Origin of the sequence: Castellaniella sp., from assembly GCF_034674885.1 — a bacterium.
In the GTDB taxonomy this organism is placed as follows: Bacteria; Pseudomonadota; Gammaproteobacteria; order Burkholderiales; family Burkholderiaceae_B; genus Castellaniella.
On the sequence record NZ_JAUCDS010000004.1, the window covers coordinates 78,516 to 94,033 of the forward strand.

Sequence of the window (15,518 nt, forward strand, 5' to 3'; positions counted from 1 at the left end):
GTGCTTAGCGCATCGTGATCAGGGTCTGCAGGATCTGGTCCTGCGTCTTGATGGTCTGGGCATTGGCCTGGTAGGTACGCTGGGCAATGATCATATTGACCAGTTCCTGGGACATGTCCACGTTGGATTCTTCCACCGCCTGGCCCTTGATGGTGGCCAGGCCATTGCTGCCGGGCGTGCCGACGATGGGCTGGCCGGAGTTAGCCGTTTCCGCCCAGGCATTGCCGCCCACGGGCTGCAGGCCCTGCAGGTTGGCGAAGTCGGCCAGTGCGATGGTGCCCATGGTCTGTTTTGCGCCATTGGTGTAGTTGGCGATCAGTTCGCCATTGGTACCGATGGACATGCTGGCGTATTCGCCGGTGGCGTAGCCGTTCTGGACGAAGTCCTGGGAATAGCTATTGCCGAACTGGGTGGAGCCGTCATAGGCCACCTGAATCGACACAGGATCGGCCGGCGAGGTCGTGCCGCCAGGGTTGAAGGTGATCGTCGTCGGCGAACCGGATGCGAGACGGCCGGCGCTGTCGAACTGAAGTGTCGCCTGATTGGCAGGGGGAACAGGAGGAACGCCGTCGATGACGTAGTTGACTTCCCAAACACTGTTGCCGCCCACGGGTTCACGCTTGGTGTAGTACTACTCGATGCGATGCGAGTTCCCCAACGAGTCATAGACCGTCAGCGGGACCATGTTGGAGTAGGAGTCGGAATTGGTGGGGTCGAAAGCAACTGCCGTCACGGGTGCGACATAGGCGACGTTGCCCCCCGTCGTCGGAATGGCGCTATCGGGCGCGCCGCCGGTAAAAGTAATGCCGCTGGCCGGCGTACCCGTTGTATATGAGGTTCCATCTACAGGAGCACCGCCTGGCGTTGTACCGGCTGCATCACTGAACCAAGTGTAGGTGCCGCCATTGACCTCATAGTAATGAGGGGCCGGTCCGGTGCCGTCATCCAGATTGACCACACCAACGACTCTATTGACCGTCGTGCCGGGCACCACCTTTGCATTCGCATCCAGGTTCACTTTGTTGGTGAGCGTGCTGGTCGCCTGGGGCGCGATGTTCCCCACCGGAACAGTCATGCCGATCAGGTTGGTGCCGCCCGGCGCATAGCCCATCAGCTGCTGGCCCTGGGCGTTGACGATCTTGTGATCCTTGTCGGCCAGGAACTGGCCGTTGCGGGTGTAGAGCGTGGCGCCGTTGGGCTGGGTCACCACGAACAGGCCCTTGGCCCCGTCGATGGCCATGTCGAACTGGTTGCCCGAGGTGGACACGATGCCGGTCGTGAAACGCTGGTTGATCGACGCAACCTGCACGCCCAGGCCCACGCGAGAGCTGGCGTAGACGTCGGCGAAGGTGGCCGAGCCGGACTTGAAGCCCACGGTGCCGGAGTTGGCGATGTTGTTGCCGATGACATCCAGGTTTTGCGAGGCGGCGTTCAGACCGCTGAGACCTTGACCGAAACCCATGAGTAACCTCTTTCAGTGCGTACTGCGTTGAATCGTTGATGTGGAACCCGGGACGGCGCCAGTGGCTGCCCCATCGGAATTACATGACCTGCCGGATATCCAGCAGGGAAATTTTTTCACCCATGGCCAGGTTGAGCTTCAGACCTTCGGTGGTGTAGGCGATACTGTTGATGTGACCCGATGTCAGGGTCTCGGCCGAGACCGGCTTGCCATTGGAGTCGGATGCCTCGACCGACACGGCATAGGCCCCTGTGGGAACAACGGCGCCTGCGGCGTCCTTGCCGTCCCATTCCAGGGGATAGACGCCAGCCTTCTGGGCATCCATTTCCTTGGTGTAGACGACCTTGCCGGCCTCGTCGCGGATCGTGACCGTGACCTTTGCGGCCTCGGACATCAGATCGATGCCGAACGTGGTGGCAGCACCGTCTGCGCCGACCTTGATCTTTTCGCCCGGATACAGGACGCTCTTGCCGATCAGGCCGGCGGCCTGCAGGGACTGGGACATGTCCATCTGCCCAGACAGGGCCAGCAGGGTGTTGTTCAACTGCTGGATGCCCTGGACCGTGGACAGCTGCGCGATCTGCGAGGTGACTTCCGCGTTGTCCATGGGATTGAGCGGGTCCTGGTTCTGCAGCTGCGTGACCAGCAAGGTCAGGAAGCGGTCCTGGGTGTCGCCCATCAAGGAATTGGTCTGGGCGTTGGCCATGGCGCCTGCGGCATTGGCCCCGTAGACTTCGTTCACGGTACTCATGGCGGGAATCCTTATTGGCCGATGGTCAGGGTCTTGGCCATCAGCGATTTGGCGGTGTTGATGACTTCGACATTGGCCTGATAGGAACGCGAAGCGGAAATCATGTTGACCGTTTCGGCCACCACGTCGACGTTGGGCAGGGTGACGTAGCCGCGAGCGTCGGCCAGCGGGTTGGAAGGGTCATACTGGATGCGGGCCGGCGCGTTGCTTTCCTGGACGGCCGCCACGCGCACACCGCCGACGGCTTCGGATTGCGCAGATGGCGTCATCTGGAAGACGACCTGGCGCGCCCGGTAAGGCTGGCCGTCCGGACCGACGGCGCTGTCGGCGTTGGCGATGTTGCTGGCCGTGACGTTCATGCGCTCGGACTGGGCAGCCAAGGCGGAACCGGCGATCTGGAATATGCTGAGAGTGGACATAAGCGTGCGTTCCCGGAGCCGGATTACTGCTGCATGGCAGTCAGCAAGGATTTGATGCGGCCGTTCAACACCTGCAGATCAGCCTGGTATTTGGCGGTGTTGTCGGCGAACTGGACACGCTCGACGTTCATGTCCACCGTATTGCCATCCAGGCTGGGCTGCAGGGGAACGCGATAGAGTTCCTGGGCCGGGCCGGTAGAATGCGCCTGGGCCGGAATGTGGCGGGACGACGTCAGTGTCAGGGATGTATCCGGCAAACGGGGCAAGCCCGAGCCCTCGCCCATCGCCTCGCGCAGCGTGGCGTTGAAGTCAACGTCGCGCGCCTTGTAGTTGGGCGTGTCGGAATTGGCGATGTTGGTCGCCAGAATTTCCTGTCGCTGCTGACGCAGGGCCAGGGCTTTCTGGTAGAACTCGAAGTCCTTGCCGATTCGATCGATCATGGCATCAATGCATTCAGGTGAATTGAAGTGCGCATCCACCGGGCACCAAATGATCCCTGACCATTCGCGGCTTGAGCGCACAATGGCATAGTACGGCCCCCTCAGGCGCGATAAAGGCCGGAACAAACCGGGGTTTGAAGGGCTATTCAGGCAATGTCGCCGGCACTGCGTTCCGAGCCGGGTGCAGGCGCCGACACCTGGCCCCTGTCTTCATTCCCTGCCGGGCATCTTCTACAATGCGCACATGGCCACCCACCCCGCCCCGCTCTCTCCCCCCCTGCCTGGGGCCGCCGCGCGCCGCTGGCTGGCTGTCGGCGCCTGCCTGATCGCCGGCGTCCTGCCCGGCGCGGCGTCGGCGCAGGCCGCCAGCACGACCACCCAGGATCCGGCAGCCATCGTCAGCCAGGTGGAATCCCTGCTGAAGGAACGTGCGGCATCCTATCCCGGCACGGCGACGATCGTCGTCGATCCGCCGCGCATCACCAATCAGACGGCCTGCAGTCGGATGGACACCTTCCTGGCAGGATCGGGCGGTCTGCGGTCGCGGACTTCGGTCGGGGTTCGCTGCCTGGCGCCCCAGCCCTGGACGCTCTACGTGCAGGCCAGCATCCAGATCACAGGCAGCTATTTCGTGGCCAACCGCACGCTGGATCGCGGGGTGGTCGTCAGCCTGGACGACCTGGATACCCGGGAAGGCGACCTGCTGCGCATGCGCCGGGCGATCAGCGACCCAGCGCACGTGGTCGGCTGGATCACTACGCGCCGCATCCGGGCCGGCGGACCGATCGAGGACAGCGCCCTGCGCGACCCGAATTCCATCGAACGCGGCCAACAGGTACGCACCGTGGCGCGCGGCGCTGGCTTCGTCGCGTCGGGCGAAGGCCAGGCCCTGGAATCCGGCAGCCCGGGCACCCAGATCCAGGTCCGGACCCCCAATGGCCAGATCATCACCGGCACCGTGCTGGATGCCCATACGGTTCAGGTTATGATGTAACCCAGGCCTTCCATGGAAGGCTAAAGATCCGCGTTGCGCTGCCGTAACCAGGGATGCACCATTTGACCCTGTCCTTTCACCCGGAGACGAGCCTTGAAAGTCAATTCCACTTCGTCCAACCCCCTGATCAGCGGGGTTACCGGGGGCACGCGCAGCGATAACGCCGGTCATGCTTCGGCCCACTCGGCCAGCAACCGCTCTGAAGTCGACCTCAGTCCGGCGGCCCGGCAGTTGGCCGCCCTGAACAACAGCGATGCCGACGTCCAGACGGCGCGGGTACAGCAGATTCGCGATGCTCTGGCTTCGGGCGAACTGAAGATCGATGCCAGCCGCATCGCCGACAGCCTGCTGGCCAGCGTGCGCGAACTGCTGAAGTAAATCCAGTACACTGGTTGCCTGTCCCGACACAATTTGCCCACCATGAGCCACATCGACGCGCTGCTGCAGTGCGTGGACGAACAATCCGAACTGCTGAACGATTTCATCCAGGTCCTGGAAGCCGAAGGCGCCCTGCTGCTGGAAACGCCGTCGAACGAGGCCCTGGGCGCACTCACCGTGCGCAAGAACGACTACGCCCGCCGGCTGGGCGAACTGGATCAGGCTCGCGCTGCCACTCTGGCAGACATGGGCCAGGCAGATGACCGCGCCGGCATCGATGCCGTGTGCGCCCTGCACCCCGATCTGCGCATTGCCTTTGACATGCTGTTCGAACGGGCAGCCCAGGCCAGCACTCTGAACCAGGACAATGGCCAGATCCTGAAGACCTTCATGGATCACAATCAACAGGCGCTGGACACCTTGCGCGGCCTGATGGGCCAGGACCTGTACGACGCCCGCGGGCGCCTGTCCAAGAAATAAACCCGCCAGGCAACCGAAGCGGACTTCAGGCCAGCAATTCCTTCAAGGCATGCAACTTCAGCAAACCCGCAGGCGATTGGCGGGCGGACAGACGTTCGCTGCCCAGCATGCGGGCCACGACATGGGCCGCCGGGGACAGGGCCGGGTCCTGCGCCAGACGCCAGGCAGCCAGCCCCATCTGCGCGGCCAGGACGGCGCGATCCAACAGGGGTTCGCGGTCCTTTGCATCGGCCAGCCACGGCGTCGCCAGCCGCCAGGCAGCATGGCATTCCTGGCGCAGCACCAGCGCCGCCGCGACGCGGGCCGGATCGGGATCGGCCACGCCACCCACCAGGGCATGCCAGGCCCGCAGCACACGGCCATCCAGCGGATCGACCGCCCGCAGGCAGACCAGGCGCGCAAACAGCGGCGATTCACCCCGAGCCTGCAACTGCACTTGATCTGAACCAGCCCACCAGGCTGCCTGTGCGCCATCCAGGCCTCCCGGCGCCAGCAGATGGGCAAACAGACCGGCGTCCAGAGGTTGGAACGGCAGTCGCTGGGCCGCTGCCGACACCACACAGGCCTCGCCATCCTGATGAACCCGCGCCCGGGCGCTGCAGGCGGAAATCCAGACACGCCCCTGGGAGTCAAGCGCACGCAGCAGCGCCTGGCTGCCGCCTTCAAAGACATGCCAGGGCGCCGGCATGCCGATCCCCTGGGATTCGAGTTCGATCTGGGCAGACAGGGCTTCGGCCGCCGAAGGCGCCAGGGCCGAGGCCCCCTGAGGCGCATACCAGCCATCTGCCAAACCTGCCTGCTGGGTCGCGGCCGCCAGCGGCCTGCATCGATCATCGAACCAGGCAGCCCCCGACCAAGCGCCTCGCCGTCCTTGCCAGGACAGAGGCTGGCGATCATGAACGACCAGCGCCGCGCGCGATTCACCAGCGGCAGCCTGCGCCACCCGGCGCAAATGATCGATGGCATCGGCGGCGGCAGGCAGGTCGCCCGCCGCGCGACTGCGCCACAGGTCGTAAGCCTCGGACAGCACGGGATCCTGGTCCATCAGCGTCACGGCCGCCTGCAGATCGTCCAGCCCCAGGGAGTCCCCGCGCGCCGACTGCGTAAGCAACTGCGGCAACAGCACTTGCTGGCGGCGACGTTCCGCTGCGAAATCCACGCTGGGTTCGGGCTGCGTGACCGACAACAACGCGGCCAGATCAGCTTCGGTGGGAGCGAACTGCGGTCGGGCGGACTGCAGGGGCACCAGGGCCCGGTCCACCAGTTCTGCCGCCGCCAGGAAAAGCAGGTTTTCAGGGACTTTCTGCCCGTTGGAGACATAGTGGATGGGCAGCCGGTAGCGGATGGCGGTATCCAGCGACGCCCCCAGGCAGGCGGCCTCGTCGATTTTGGTGATGACGCAGCCGCGCAAGGGCGTGCCGCCATCGTGGACGTAGGACCGAGCGACTTCATCCAGGGTGTCCCCATGGCTGGATGCATTCAAGGCCAGCAGGCGTTCCACCCGCCGACCAGCGCCGGCCAGCAGGGCGGCCTGATCGGCGACGTAGCGGTCTCGCTGGCTGATGCCCACGTTGTCGATCAGCACGGTCTGGTCGGGGCGCACGGTCTGCAGCACGCGCCGCAATTCATGCACATCCTGCACCACGTGCACCGGCACCCGCATCATCTGGCCGTAGATCTTCAGCTGTTCATGCGCCCCGATCCGATAGGTATCGGTCGTCAGCAGCACCAGACTGCCCGGGCCGCTGCGCCGCACACAGCGTGCGGCCAGCTTGGCGATCGTGGTGGTCTTGCCTACTCCGGTCGGCCCCACCAGGGCCAACGCCAGGCCGGGCTGCCAAAGATCGTCTTCCGAGGCCAGGACGGGCAAGTGCTTGACCAATTCGGCGCGAGCCCACTGGATGGCGGCCCGATCGCCGGAGAGTTCCGGCAGGGTCTTGATCATGGCCCGCAGCAGAGTCGTGCTGAATCCGAAACGCAGCAGATTCTGGAACAGCGTGACAGCCTGGGGCGAGCGGCGCAGCTGATTGCCCCACAGCAATTCATCGATGCGGCTTTCCAGGGATCCCTTCAGTTCGCCAATGGCGCCAGCCAGGTCTTCCCTCGGCGGCGCGACGTGTTGCGCAGCCCGGTCCGGCGCAGAAGGCGGCAGGGAATCGGACGCGGGCGATGGCATCGGGACCTGCCCGAGGGAGGCATTCGACGCACCGGCGGCAGGATCCGTTGCTGCTGCCTGGTCGTGCTCGGGCAGCGAGGTTTCGTCGGTAGCCAGGATCTCGACCCCGCCATTGACCCGCTTGTTGGAGATGATGAGGGCCTCGGACCCCAGCGCCAGGCGCACCTGGCGCATGGCTTCCCGGTTCGTGGCACCAAAGAAACGACTGATGTTCACGCAGATCCCCCACCGATGACCGCAGTGATCCGAATCATACGCTCCTCAGGGATCTCGGCACTGGACAGCACGGCCATGTGCGGCAAGTGGTGGCGCAGGAATCGCGACAGCGAGGCCCGCAGTACCGGGGGCACGACCAGCACCGGCGCATTGCCTCGGTCTTCCTGTTCCTGTGCCAACCGCTGGGTCTCGGTCAGCAGGTTCTCGGCCAGGCCCGGTTCCAACGCCCCATTGGCGCCCAATGCCTGCGTCAGCACGCGCTCCAGACGGGCATCCAGGCCCATGACGCGCAGTTCTTCTTCGCCAGCGAACCAATGCTGGACGATGGCGCGACCCAGCCCGACCCGCACCTGGGCCAGCAGCTCGTCCAGATTCGGGCCTGCCCCGGCAGGGTTGACGCCGGCCAGGCGCGGCGCATGATCCGTAATGACTTCGAGAATGGTGCGCATGTCGCGGATGGGCACGTCCTCGTCCAGAAGATTGCGCAGCAGGCTTTGCAGCTGCGGCAGCGCAATGGTCTTGGGCACCAGGTCTTCGATGAGTTTCGGCACATCGCGGGCGACGTGATCCAGCAACTGCTGGGTCTCCTGGCGGCCCAGCAGCTTGGCCCCGTAGCGATGCATCAGGTGGTTGAGGTGCGTGGCGACGACGGTGGCTGCGTCCACCACGGTATAGCCGGCAATCTGCGCCTGTTCACGCAGGGATGGATCGATCCAGACGGCAGGCAGGCCGAAGGCCGGGTCCTTGGTCGGGATGCCCTGGATCGGGTTGGTGACACCGCCCGGATCAATGGCCAGCCACTGGCCAGTCTGCGCCACGCCTCGACCGATTTCCACGCCGAACAGCAGGATGCGGTAGTCGGTAGGCTTGATTTCCAGATTGTCGCGGATATGCACGACCGGCGGCAGAAAGCCCATTTCCTGGGCGAATTTCTTGCGCAGGCTGCGGATGCGATGCAGCAATTCGCCGCTCTGCTGGTGATCGACCAGGGAAATCAGGCGGTAGCCGACTTCCAGGCCCAGGGGGTCGACAGGCGACACGTCATCCCAGCTGGCCTCGGCAGCGGCAGCCACGGCAGCCGCCTGCTCCTGATCCGGGCGGCCGGACGCGGCCTGCTGATCGCGCTGCTGGCGCTTGAGGATCGCCCAGCCGCTGCCCCCGATGGTGGCGGCCAGCAGCAGGAACGCCACGTGCGGCATATTGGGAATCAAGCCCATCAGGGTCAGGATGCCGGCCGTGATGAACATCACATTGGGATTGGAGAACAACTGCCCCAGCATCTGCTGGCCGACGTCCTCGTCGGTCGCCACACGCGACACCACGACACCGGCCGCCGTGGAGATCACCAGCGCCGGGATCTGCGCTACCAGGCCGTCGCCGATGGTCAGCAAGGTATAGACCGTGCCGGCATCGCCCACGGACATGTCGTGCTGGGCCACCCCGACGACCAGGCCGCCCAGGATATTGATCACCATGATCAGCAGGCCGGCCACGGCGTCGCCGCGCACGAACTTGCTGGCGCCGTCCATGGCGCCGTAGAACTCGGCTTCCTGACTGACTTCCGAGCGGCGGCGGCGGGCGTCATCCTCGCCGATCAGACCGGCGTTCAGATCGGCATCGATGGCCATCTGCTTGCCGGGCATGGCATCCAGGGTAAAGCGGGCGCCGACCTCGGCGATACGCCCCGCGCCCTTGGTGATGACGATGAAGTTGATGATCACCAGGATGATGAACACCACGATCCCGACGGCGAAATTGCCACCGACCAGGAAATGCCCAAAAGCCTCGATCACTTGGCCGGCAGCATCCGGGCCTTTGTGGCCGTTCAGCAGCACTACCCGGGTGGAGGCGACGTTCAGCGACAGGCGCAGCAATGTAGCGAACAGCAGCACCGACGGGAACGCGGCGAAATCCAGGGGTTTGCGGGTGAACATCGCCACCAGCAGGATCATCACCGACAAGGAAATATTGAACGTGAACAGCAAATCCAGGATGAACGGCGGCAGCGGCAGAATCATCATGGCCAGGACCATGAGGATCAGCACCGGCCCTGCTAGCAGGCGGGCATGCCCGAAGCCTTGGTTCTTGAGAAAATCCAGGAAACTGTTCATGTGAGAAATGCGTGAGCCTGTTCAGGGCGCTGTTGCGGATCGAGTTCGGGCGGGACCTGCAGGGCCTGCGGCGCCTGCGGCAGTGTACCCGAGCCCTGCTGCCAGGTGCGGACCTGGAAGACCCAGGCCAGGACTTCCGCCACAGCGGCATACAGGGCCGAGGGAATTTCCTGGTCCAGGTCGACGTGGTGGTACAGGGCGCGCGCCAGCGGCGGGGCTTCCAGCTGGGCCACCTGATGTTCCTGCGCCAGACGACGGATCTGGGCGGCGATCAGCCCGGCGCCCTTGGCCACCACCACCGGCGCCCCGCCCTGCCCCTCGCGATAGCGCAAGGCTACGGCGTAGTGGGTCGGGTTGGTGACGACGACATCGGCCTCGGGTACTGCGCTCATCATGCGCCGCCGGGCCATGGCCCGCTGCTGCTGGCGGATGCGGCCCTTCACATGAGGGTCGCCTTCGCTTTCCTTGTGTTCCTGCTTGAGGTCGTCGCGGGACATGCGCAATTGCTTGGCGTGATTCCACAGTTGCCAGGGCACGTCGATCAGCACCAGGATGATCAGGGCCGAGGCGACCAGCAGGCAGCACAACGCCACCAGGCTGAGCCCGCGCGCCAGAGCCTCGCTGAGCGACATGTGCGTCAGGGCAAGCATGTCGCTCAGGTAGGCCCAGATGACCTTGACGGCGACGAAGCCGATCAGCACTGCCTTGGCCAGCGTCTTGAGCAGTTCGACCAGGGTCTGGGCCTGGACGAAGCGCTTCATGCCCTTCAGGGGATTGAGACGCTCGAATTTGGGTTCCAGGGCCTTGGGCGACAGCAGAAATCCCCCCAATGCCACCGAGGAAAAAATCGCCACGACCATCAGCAAGGCGAAGATCGGCAGCAGGATCAGCAAACCCTGCCAGGCCGACATGCCTGCGACGTTGAGCATGACCTGCGTATCGCGCACGATGCGGGTGTCGAACCACAGGCCGTTGCGCAACACGCCTTCCAGGGTCTGGTACACATTGCCACCGACGAACCAGAGCGCCCCGATCCCGCAAATCAGGGCCAGGAAGGTGCCGAGTTCCCGCGAACGCGCAACCTGGCCTTCCTCGCGCGCCTTTTCAAGGCGCCGGGGCGAGGCTGGTTCGGTTTTTTCGAGATCGCTGTCCTCGGCCATGCGAGCGGCTATCCGGCAGTGTTAAGACAGCCTGGATTGTAGTCTGCCAGCTGCGGGCGGGAACAGCGGATAAAAGTGCAATACCCGCGACAATTCAAGGGCTTGCCAGCTGGGCAACAGGCCCATCGACGTCAGCGGGCTGACCGGCCTGCTCGAAGCGCTGGTAATCCAGGCCGATACGCACCGCTCCCCAGCGGGTGCCGTTCAGTTCCACGGGCATGGACACGTCCGTGATGATCTCGCCCGTATCGCGCATGTAGGTCTGGCACAGCACGCCGCCCCGGTTGCGGATGGCCCCTTGACTGATCTGATCGTCGAACAGCCGCTTGTCGCGGCAGTGCGCCGTATCGTGCGCCACATCGCCCGTCGGCGGCTGGGAATAACGACGGTTGTGCGTGGGCGCATAGCCGTTCGCGTCGATCAAGATGGCATAGGATCCATGCGGAATGCGGTCCAGCACGCCATCCAGAATCTGCTGCAGGGCCCGGTCGATCTTCTGGTCGTACCCCACGTGATAGCGCGGCGGCTGGCTGCCGGGAATCTGCCGATAGGCCTGATCGAAGATGTCGGCGCCATCTGCCTGCCCCTGGCGCAGGAGCGCGGCCGCCTGATCGCGCAGCTGTCCCAGGCAGGATTCCAGATGATCGAAGGGAGTCGCCCCCGTGCGCCAGGCCGCCAGCATTTCCTGCAGGCTTTCCGTCTGGTTGCGCACGCCATGCACCTGTTCCCGCATGGACTGCATGCGCTGACGCAGCACGGCGCTATGGTCGGCGATGAGCTCGATCGAACTGCTCATGGCCTGATTGGTGTCGTTGACCTGAACCACCTGGGCGGTCACGCCGTCCAGCTGCGCGCCCACCGCCCCCAACTCGCGGACCAGCGAGCCGAACTGACCCGCAAAATCCCCCACCAGGCCGTCCGAGGCCTGCATGTCGGTATAGATGGCGCGGCTCTGTTGTTCGGAATCGGACACCAGCCCCAGGATCTCGCCCGTCTGCTGCACGATATCGCCGGTGGCGGCATTGACGCGCTCGGCCAGCTTGCCGACCTCCGTCGCCACGACCGCGAAACCCTGGCCCGCCTTGCCGGCGCGCGCGGCCTCGACCCCCGCATTGAGCGCCAGCAGATGGGTCTGCAGGGCGATGTCCTTGATCAGGCGGCTGGTGTCCTCTACGGACCGGGCGCGATGGCTGAGCTGCGTGACGACCTGGGAAAAGGCCTGCATGCGGGCCGTGACCCGGGCCACGCGCTGCTGCAGATCAGCCAGCTGTGCCTGCGTGGCCTGCAGCCCGTCGAGCTGGGTGCGAAACACCCCGGTGGCCTGCGAAACGGTCTCGCTGGTCTGCTGCGACAGCCCGGCAATCTGCACACCCTGCGCCGCCAGGTGTTCCGCCTCGGCGGCCTGAGCCTGGGCCATGGTTTCGCATTCCTGGGTATGGGTCTGTAGCCGGGCCGCATTGATGGCGATGCGGATGCTGGACTGGCGCATGACCACCAGCCGGTCACGCAGCGCCGCCAGGAACGGACCCAGCGCCCAGGCCAGCGGATTGAACGTCCAGGCCCGGTCATTCAAGGTCGCTCGGCCTCGGCGCAATTGCCGCAGCAGTCGTCCCAACCCCAGAAAGCGTGTACGTGCCCGGCCCATGTCTTGTCTCCGTCAAAGCAGCCTGTTGACCGGCTGTCATGATTGTTGTGCAGGAAACTCCGATTCCCACTTCGCCCCTTGCAGGGGGCTCAGATTCCCACCTCGCCGCCTGCAGGCGGCTCCGATTCTGTCGGCTATGGACAGTCCGCAGGGACTGTCCATAGTCCGTCAGTGTCCCACTTCGCCCCTTGCAGGGGGCTCAGATTCTGTCGGCTATGGACAGTCCGCAGGGACTGTCCATAGTCCGTCAGAATCCCAAGCTTGCGAGGAGGTCGTCTACTTGATCCTGGTTGGTGATCACGTCGTTCTTGCCCTGGGCGTTGACCACGGGACCGTTGAGCAGCTTCTGGGTTTCCTCGCGGCGTTCGACGGGCGCATTGTCGATCAGCACCTGCACCAGTTCGCTTTCGATGGCGCCGATCACCCCCAGCATCTTCATGATCACCTGGCCGGTCAGGTCCTGGAAATCCTGGGCCATGATGATGTCCAGCAGATTGTTCTGCGATGCCTGGGTCTTTTCCGGGACGCCCTTGATGAAGGCGCGGGTGTCGTCCACCAGGGAACGGGCCTGGTCGAGTTCGACCGGATGGTCGAACCAGTCCTGCCAGCGGGCATCCAGGGCCTTGGCGTCCTTTTGCATGGACTCCTGCCAGGGCTGTGTCTGTTCGGCTGCGTTGAGCACCCGGTTGGCGGCCTGTTCCGTCATCTGCGCCACATAGTGCAGACGGTCACGGGCATCGGGGATGGCATGCGCGGCGTCCTTGATGGCCTGGTCCAGACCAAGTTCGCGCATGTTCTCGCGCAGGGATCGCGTCAGCTGCGCGATCCGGTGGATCAGATCGACCGGAGGCGCCTGCAGACCGGAATTTTCCATGGGGGATTGTTCTTCAGCCATGATGCGCCCCTCAGAGTTTCTCGAAGATCTTGTTCAGTTTTTCTTCGAGCGTGGCGGCCGTGAAGGGCTTGACCACATAGCCGCTGGCCCCGGCCTGGGCCGCTGCGATGATGTTTTCCTTTTTGGCCTCGGCCGTCACCATGAGAACCGGCAGGTTGGCCAGGTTCGGATCGGCACGGATATTCTGCAGCATGGTCAGGCCGTCCATGTTGGGCATGTTCCAGTCCGACACGACGAACTCGAAACCGCCGTTGCGCAGTTTTTCCAGGCCTTGGGCGCCGTCTTCAGCCTCGTCGACGTTTTCATAGCCCAGGTCTTTGAGCAGGTTTTTGATGATCCTGCGCATCGTCGGGAAATCGTCGACGACCAGGATTTTCAAGGTTTTTTGGACCACAGATCGTTCTCCAGTCAATAAATCGGGCAGGGGGAAGGAGCAAATGCCTGCCGTTTGTTCACACACGGTGCCCGTAGGCACCCGCACTTTTCAAAATCAGTTCGCTGATGTCGTCCAGCGCGACGGCCTGTTCGGCAGCTCCGATCAGCAGGGCTTCGCGGGGCATGCCGAACACCACGCAACTGGCCTCGTCCTGGGCGAAGGTCCGCGCGCCCGCCTGGCGCATGGCCAGCAGGCCTTGGGCGCCGTCCTTGCCCATGCCCGTCAGGATGACACCCACCGCGTTCGAGCCCGCCACCTGGGCGGCCGAATGAAACAGGACATCCACCGAAGGGCGATGACGGTTGACGGGATCAGTGTATTCGAGCTTGACGACATAATTGGCCCCGGAACGCGCCAGCTTCATGTGCGCAACGCCCCCCGGAGCCAGGTAGACGTGCCCGGGCAGCACGCGCTGGCCGTCCTCGGCCTCGTGCACATGCACGGCGCACAGGCCGTCCAGGCGTTGCACGAAGGACTTGGTGAAACCCGCTGGCATGTGCTGGGTGATCATGATCGCCGGACTGTTGGCCGGCAGGGGTTCCAGCACGTGACGGATGGCCTCCGTGCCGCCCGTGGAAGAGCCGATCATGATGAGCTTTTCCGTCGTGGAGAACGTCCCCGCCAGGCGGGGTCGCGCTGCAACCTCGGCGCCCTGCGCTGCACGCGGCCGCAGCCGGGCATGAGAGGCCGCGCGGATCTTGTCGGCGATCATGTCGCCGTATTCCATCAGGCCGTCGCGCAGGCCGAGCTTGGGCTTGGTGACGAAATCGACCGCCCCCAGTTCCAGCGCCCGCAGCGTGACTTCGGAATTGCGTTCCGTCAGGGACGACACCATGACGACGGGCATGGGGCGCAGACGCATCAGGCGTTCCAGGAAGTCCAGGCCATCCATGCGCGGCATTTCGACATCCAGGGTCAGGACGTCAGGATTGTGCTGCTTGATGAGTTCGCGAGCGATCAGGGGATCAGGCGCGGTGGCGACGACTTCGAGGTCAGGCTGCGCGTTGATGATCTCCGTCATCAGACTGCGCACCAATGCCGAGTCGTCCACGCACAGAACACGAATTTTCTTTGATTCAGCCATATCAGCAAGGTTTCCCGGAATCAGGCAAGGGCATAGACCGTCTGCCCCTGCAAGCGCAGGGATTTCGTCAGATAAGTAAAGTTTTCGGAATGGCCCGCGAACATCAGACCGCCCGGCTTCAACAGGGGCACGAACCGTTCCAGAATTCGTGTCTGGGTGGGCTTGTCGAAGTAGATCATGGTGTTGCGGCAGAAGATCGCGTCGAACTTCTGGTTTATCGGCCAACCGGGCGCAACCAGGTTCAATTCATCAAACGTCACCATATTGCGGATCACGGGCTTGACCATGGCCATGCCGGACTGGCGCCCCGTGCCACGTAGAAAATACCGACGCAGGAATTCCGGCGGGATGGGCTTGATGCGATCCAGGGTATAGACGCCCTTGCGTGCCTGCGCCAATACCTGCCGATCGATATCGGTGGCCAGCACGGACAGCCCGGCATCGGACTGGCCACAGGCGTCGTGCAGCGTCATGGCCAGCGTATAGGGTTCTTCGCCGGAGGACGACGCACAGCACCAGACGGAAATGGGCTTTTGCCGGGTGCGCACGAAGTCCGCCAGGATCTGGAAATGGTGTTGTTCGCGAAAAAACGCCGTGTGGTTGATGGTGAAGGCGCTGATGAAGCGATCCCATTCGTCGGCCTGGGGATTGTGTTCCAGATAATTCAGATAGTCGCGTACCGAATTCAGGCCGGAATGATGCGCGCGCAGCCCCAGCGTGCGCGCCGCCATGTCTTTCTTGTGATCGCCCAGCACGATGCCCGCACGCCGGTGCAGGAGATCGGCTGTCCGCCCCAGGTCCTGCGCGTCGGCCTTGGGCAAGGCCGGCTGCGAGAAGTAGGAAACGGATGCGGCATCATTGATCATGGCGG

At 64.1% G+C, this 15,518-nt stretch carries 14 protein-coding genes and 1 pseudogene; 3 read left to right on the forward strand and 12 right to left on the reverse strand.

Features of this window, described 5'->3' with window-relative positions; all coding sequences use genetic code 11:
- Positions 1–4 precede the first annotated feature (4 nt).
- The 4 genes and pseudogenes from VDP74_RS04315 to flgB all read right to left on the reverse strand — a co-directional run bounded on the left by VDP74_RS04315 (position 5) and on the right by flgB (position 3,072).
- Positions 5–1,462, reverse strand: a pseudogene (locus tag VDP74_RS04315) (flagellar hook-basal body complex protein).
- A 79-nt stretch (positions 1,463–1,541) separates the two neighbouring features.
- Entirely contained in the window at positions 1,542–2,213 is a 672-nt protein-coding gene (locus tag VDP74_RS04320; protein WP_322998396.1) for a flagellar hook capping FlgD N-terminal domain-containing protein, read from the reverse strand.
- A gap of 11 nt (positions 2,214–2,224) precedes the next feature.
- Positions 2,225–2,632 (reverse strand): flagellar basal body rod protein FlgC, encoded by a 408-nt coding sequence (flgC, locus tag VDP74_RS04325; protein ID WP_322998397.1) that lies wholly within the window; start codon positions 2,630–2,632, stop codon positions 2,225–2,227.
- Between the two features lie 23 nt (positions 2,633–2,655).
- Positions 2,656–3,072, reverse strand: coding sequence for a flagellar basal body rod protein FlgB (gene flgB / locus VDP74_RS04330; protein WP_322998398.1), 417 nt, complete (start codon positions 3,070–3,072; stop codon positions 2,656–2,658).
- Between the two features lie 244 nt (positions 3,073–3,316).
- On the opposite strand from flgB, the gene flgA reads away from it, so the two are divergent.
- From flgA to VDP74_RS04345, 3 genes are all read left to right on the forward strand, one after another.
- Entirely contained in the window at positions 3,317–4,066 is a 750-nt protein-coding gene (gene flgA / locus VDP74_RS04335) for a flagellar basal body P-ring formation chaperone FlgA (protein ID WP_322998399.1), read from the forward strand.
- A gap of 93 nt (positions 4,067–4,159) precedes the next feature.
- Positions 4,160–4,444, forward strand: a complete 285-nt coding sequence (gene flgM / locus VDP74_RS04340; RefSeq protein WP_322998400.1) for a flagellar biosynthesis anti-sigma factor FlgM — start codon at positions 4,160–4,162, stop codon at positions 4,442–4,444.
- A 42-nt stretch (positions 4,445–4,486) separates the two neighbouring features.
- Positions 4,487–4,924, forward strand: a complete 438-nt coding sequence (locus VDP74_RS04345; RefSeq protein ID WP_322998401.1) for a flagellar protein FlgN — start codon at positions 4,487–4,489, stop codon at positions 4,922–4,924.
- Between the two features lie 25 nt (positions 4,925–4,949).
- On the opposite strand, the gene flhF is transcribed toward VDP74_RS04345, so the two are convergent.
- From flhF to VDP74_RS04385, 8 genes are all read right to left on the reverse strand, one after another.
- A complete protein-coding gene (gene flhF / locus VDP74_RS04350) occupies positions 4,950–7,316 on the reverse strand; it encodes a flagellar biosynthesis protein FlhF (protein WP_322998402.1) in 2,367 nt (788 codons plus the stop codon).
- Positions 7,313–9,427: a flagellar biosynthesis protein FlhA gene (gene flhA, locus VDP74_RS04355; RefSeq protein ID WP_322998403.1), complete on the reverse strand. Its 2,115-nt coding sequence runs from the start codon at positions 9,425–9,427 to the stop codon at positions 7,313–7,315. Before flhA ends, flhF begins: the two co-directional genes overlap by 4 nt.
- On the reverse strand, positions 9,424–10,587 hold the full coding sequence (flhB, locus tag VDP74_RS04360) for a flagellar biosynthesis protein FlhB (protein WP_322998404.1): 1,164 nt from the start codon (positions 10,585–10,587) through the stop codon (positions 9,424–9,426). The genes flhA and flhB overlap by 4 nt, the downstream gene beginning before the upstream one ends.
- A gap of 94 nt (positions 10,588–10,681) precedes the next feature.
- Positions 10,682–12,232, reverse strand: a complete 1,551-nt coding sequence (locus VDP74_RS04365; protein WP_322998405.1) for a methyl-accepting chemotaxis protein — start codon at positions 12,230–12,232, stop codon at positions 10,682–10,684.
- A gap of 247 nt (positions 12,233–12,479) precedes the next feature.
- Positions 12,480–13,127: a protein phosphatase CheZ gene (cheZ, locus tag VDP74_RS04370; RefSeq protein ID WP_322998406.1), complete on the reverse strand. Its 648-nt coding sequence runs from the start codon at positions 13,125–13,127 to the stop codon at positions 12,480–12,482.
- A 10-nt stretch (positions 13,128–13,137) separates the two neighbouring features.
- Complete coding sequence (gene cheY, locus VDP74_RS04375; protein WP_298017690.1) at positions 13,138–13,521, reverse strand: chemotaxis response regulator CheY; 384 nt, start codon at positions 13,519–13,521, stop codon at positions 13,138–13,140.
- A gap of 58 nt (positions 13,522–13,579) precedes the next feature.
- Positions 13,580–14,647 (reverse strand): chemotaxis response regulator protein-glutamate methylesterase, encoded by a 1,068-nt coding sequence (locus tag VDP74_RS04380; protein ID WP_322998407.1) that lies wholly within the window; start codon positions 14,645–14,647, stop codon positions 13,580–13,582.
- A 20-nt stretch (positions 14,648–14,667) separates the two neighbouring features.
- A complete protein-coding gene (locus tag VDP74_RS04385; RefSeq protein WP_322998408.1) occupies positions 14,668–15,513 on the reverse strand; it encodes a CheR family methyltransferase in 846 nt (281 codons plus the stop codon).
- Between the last annotated feature and the right edge of the window lie 5 nt (positions 15,514–15,518).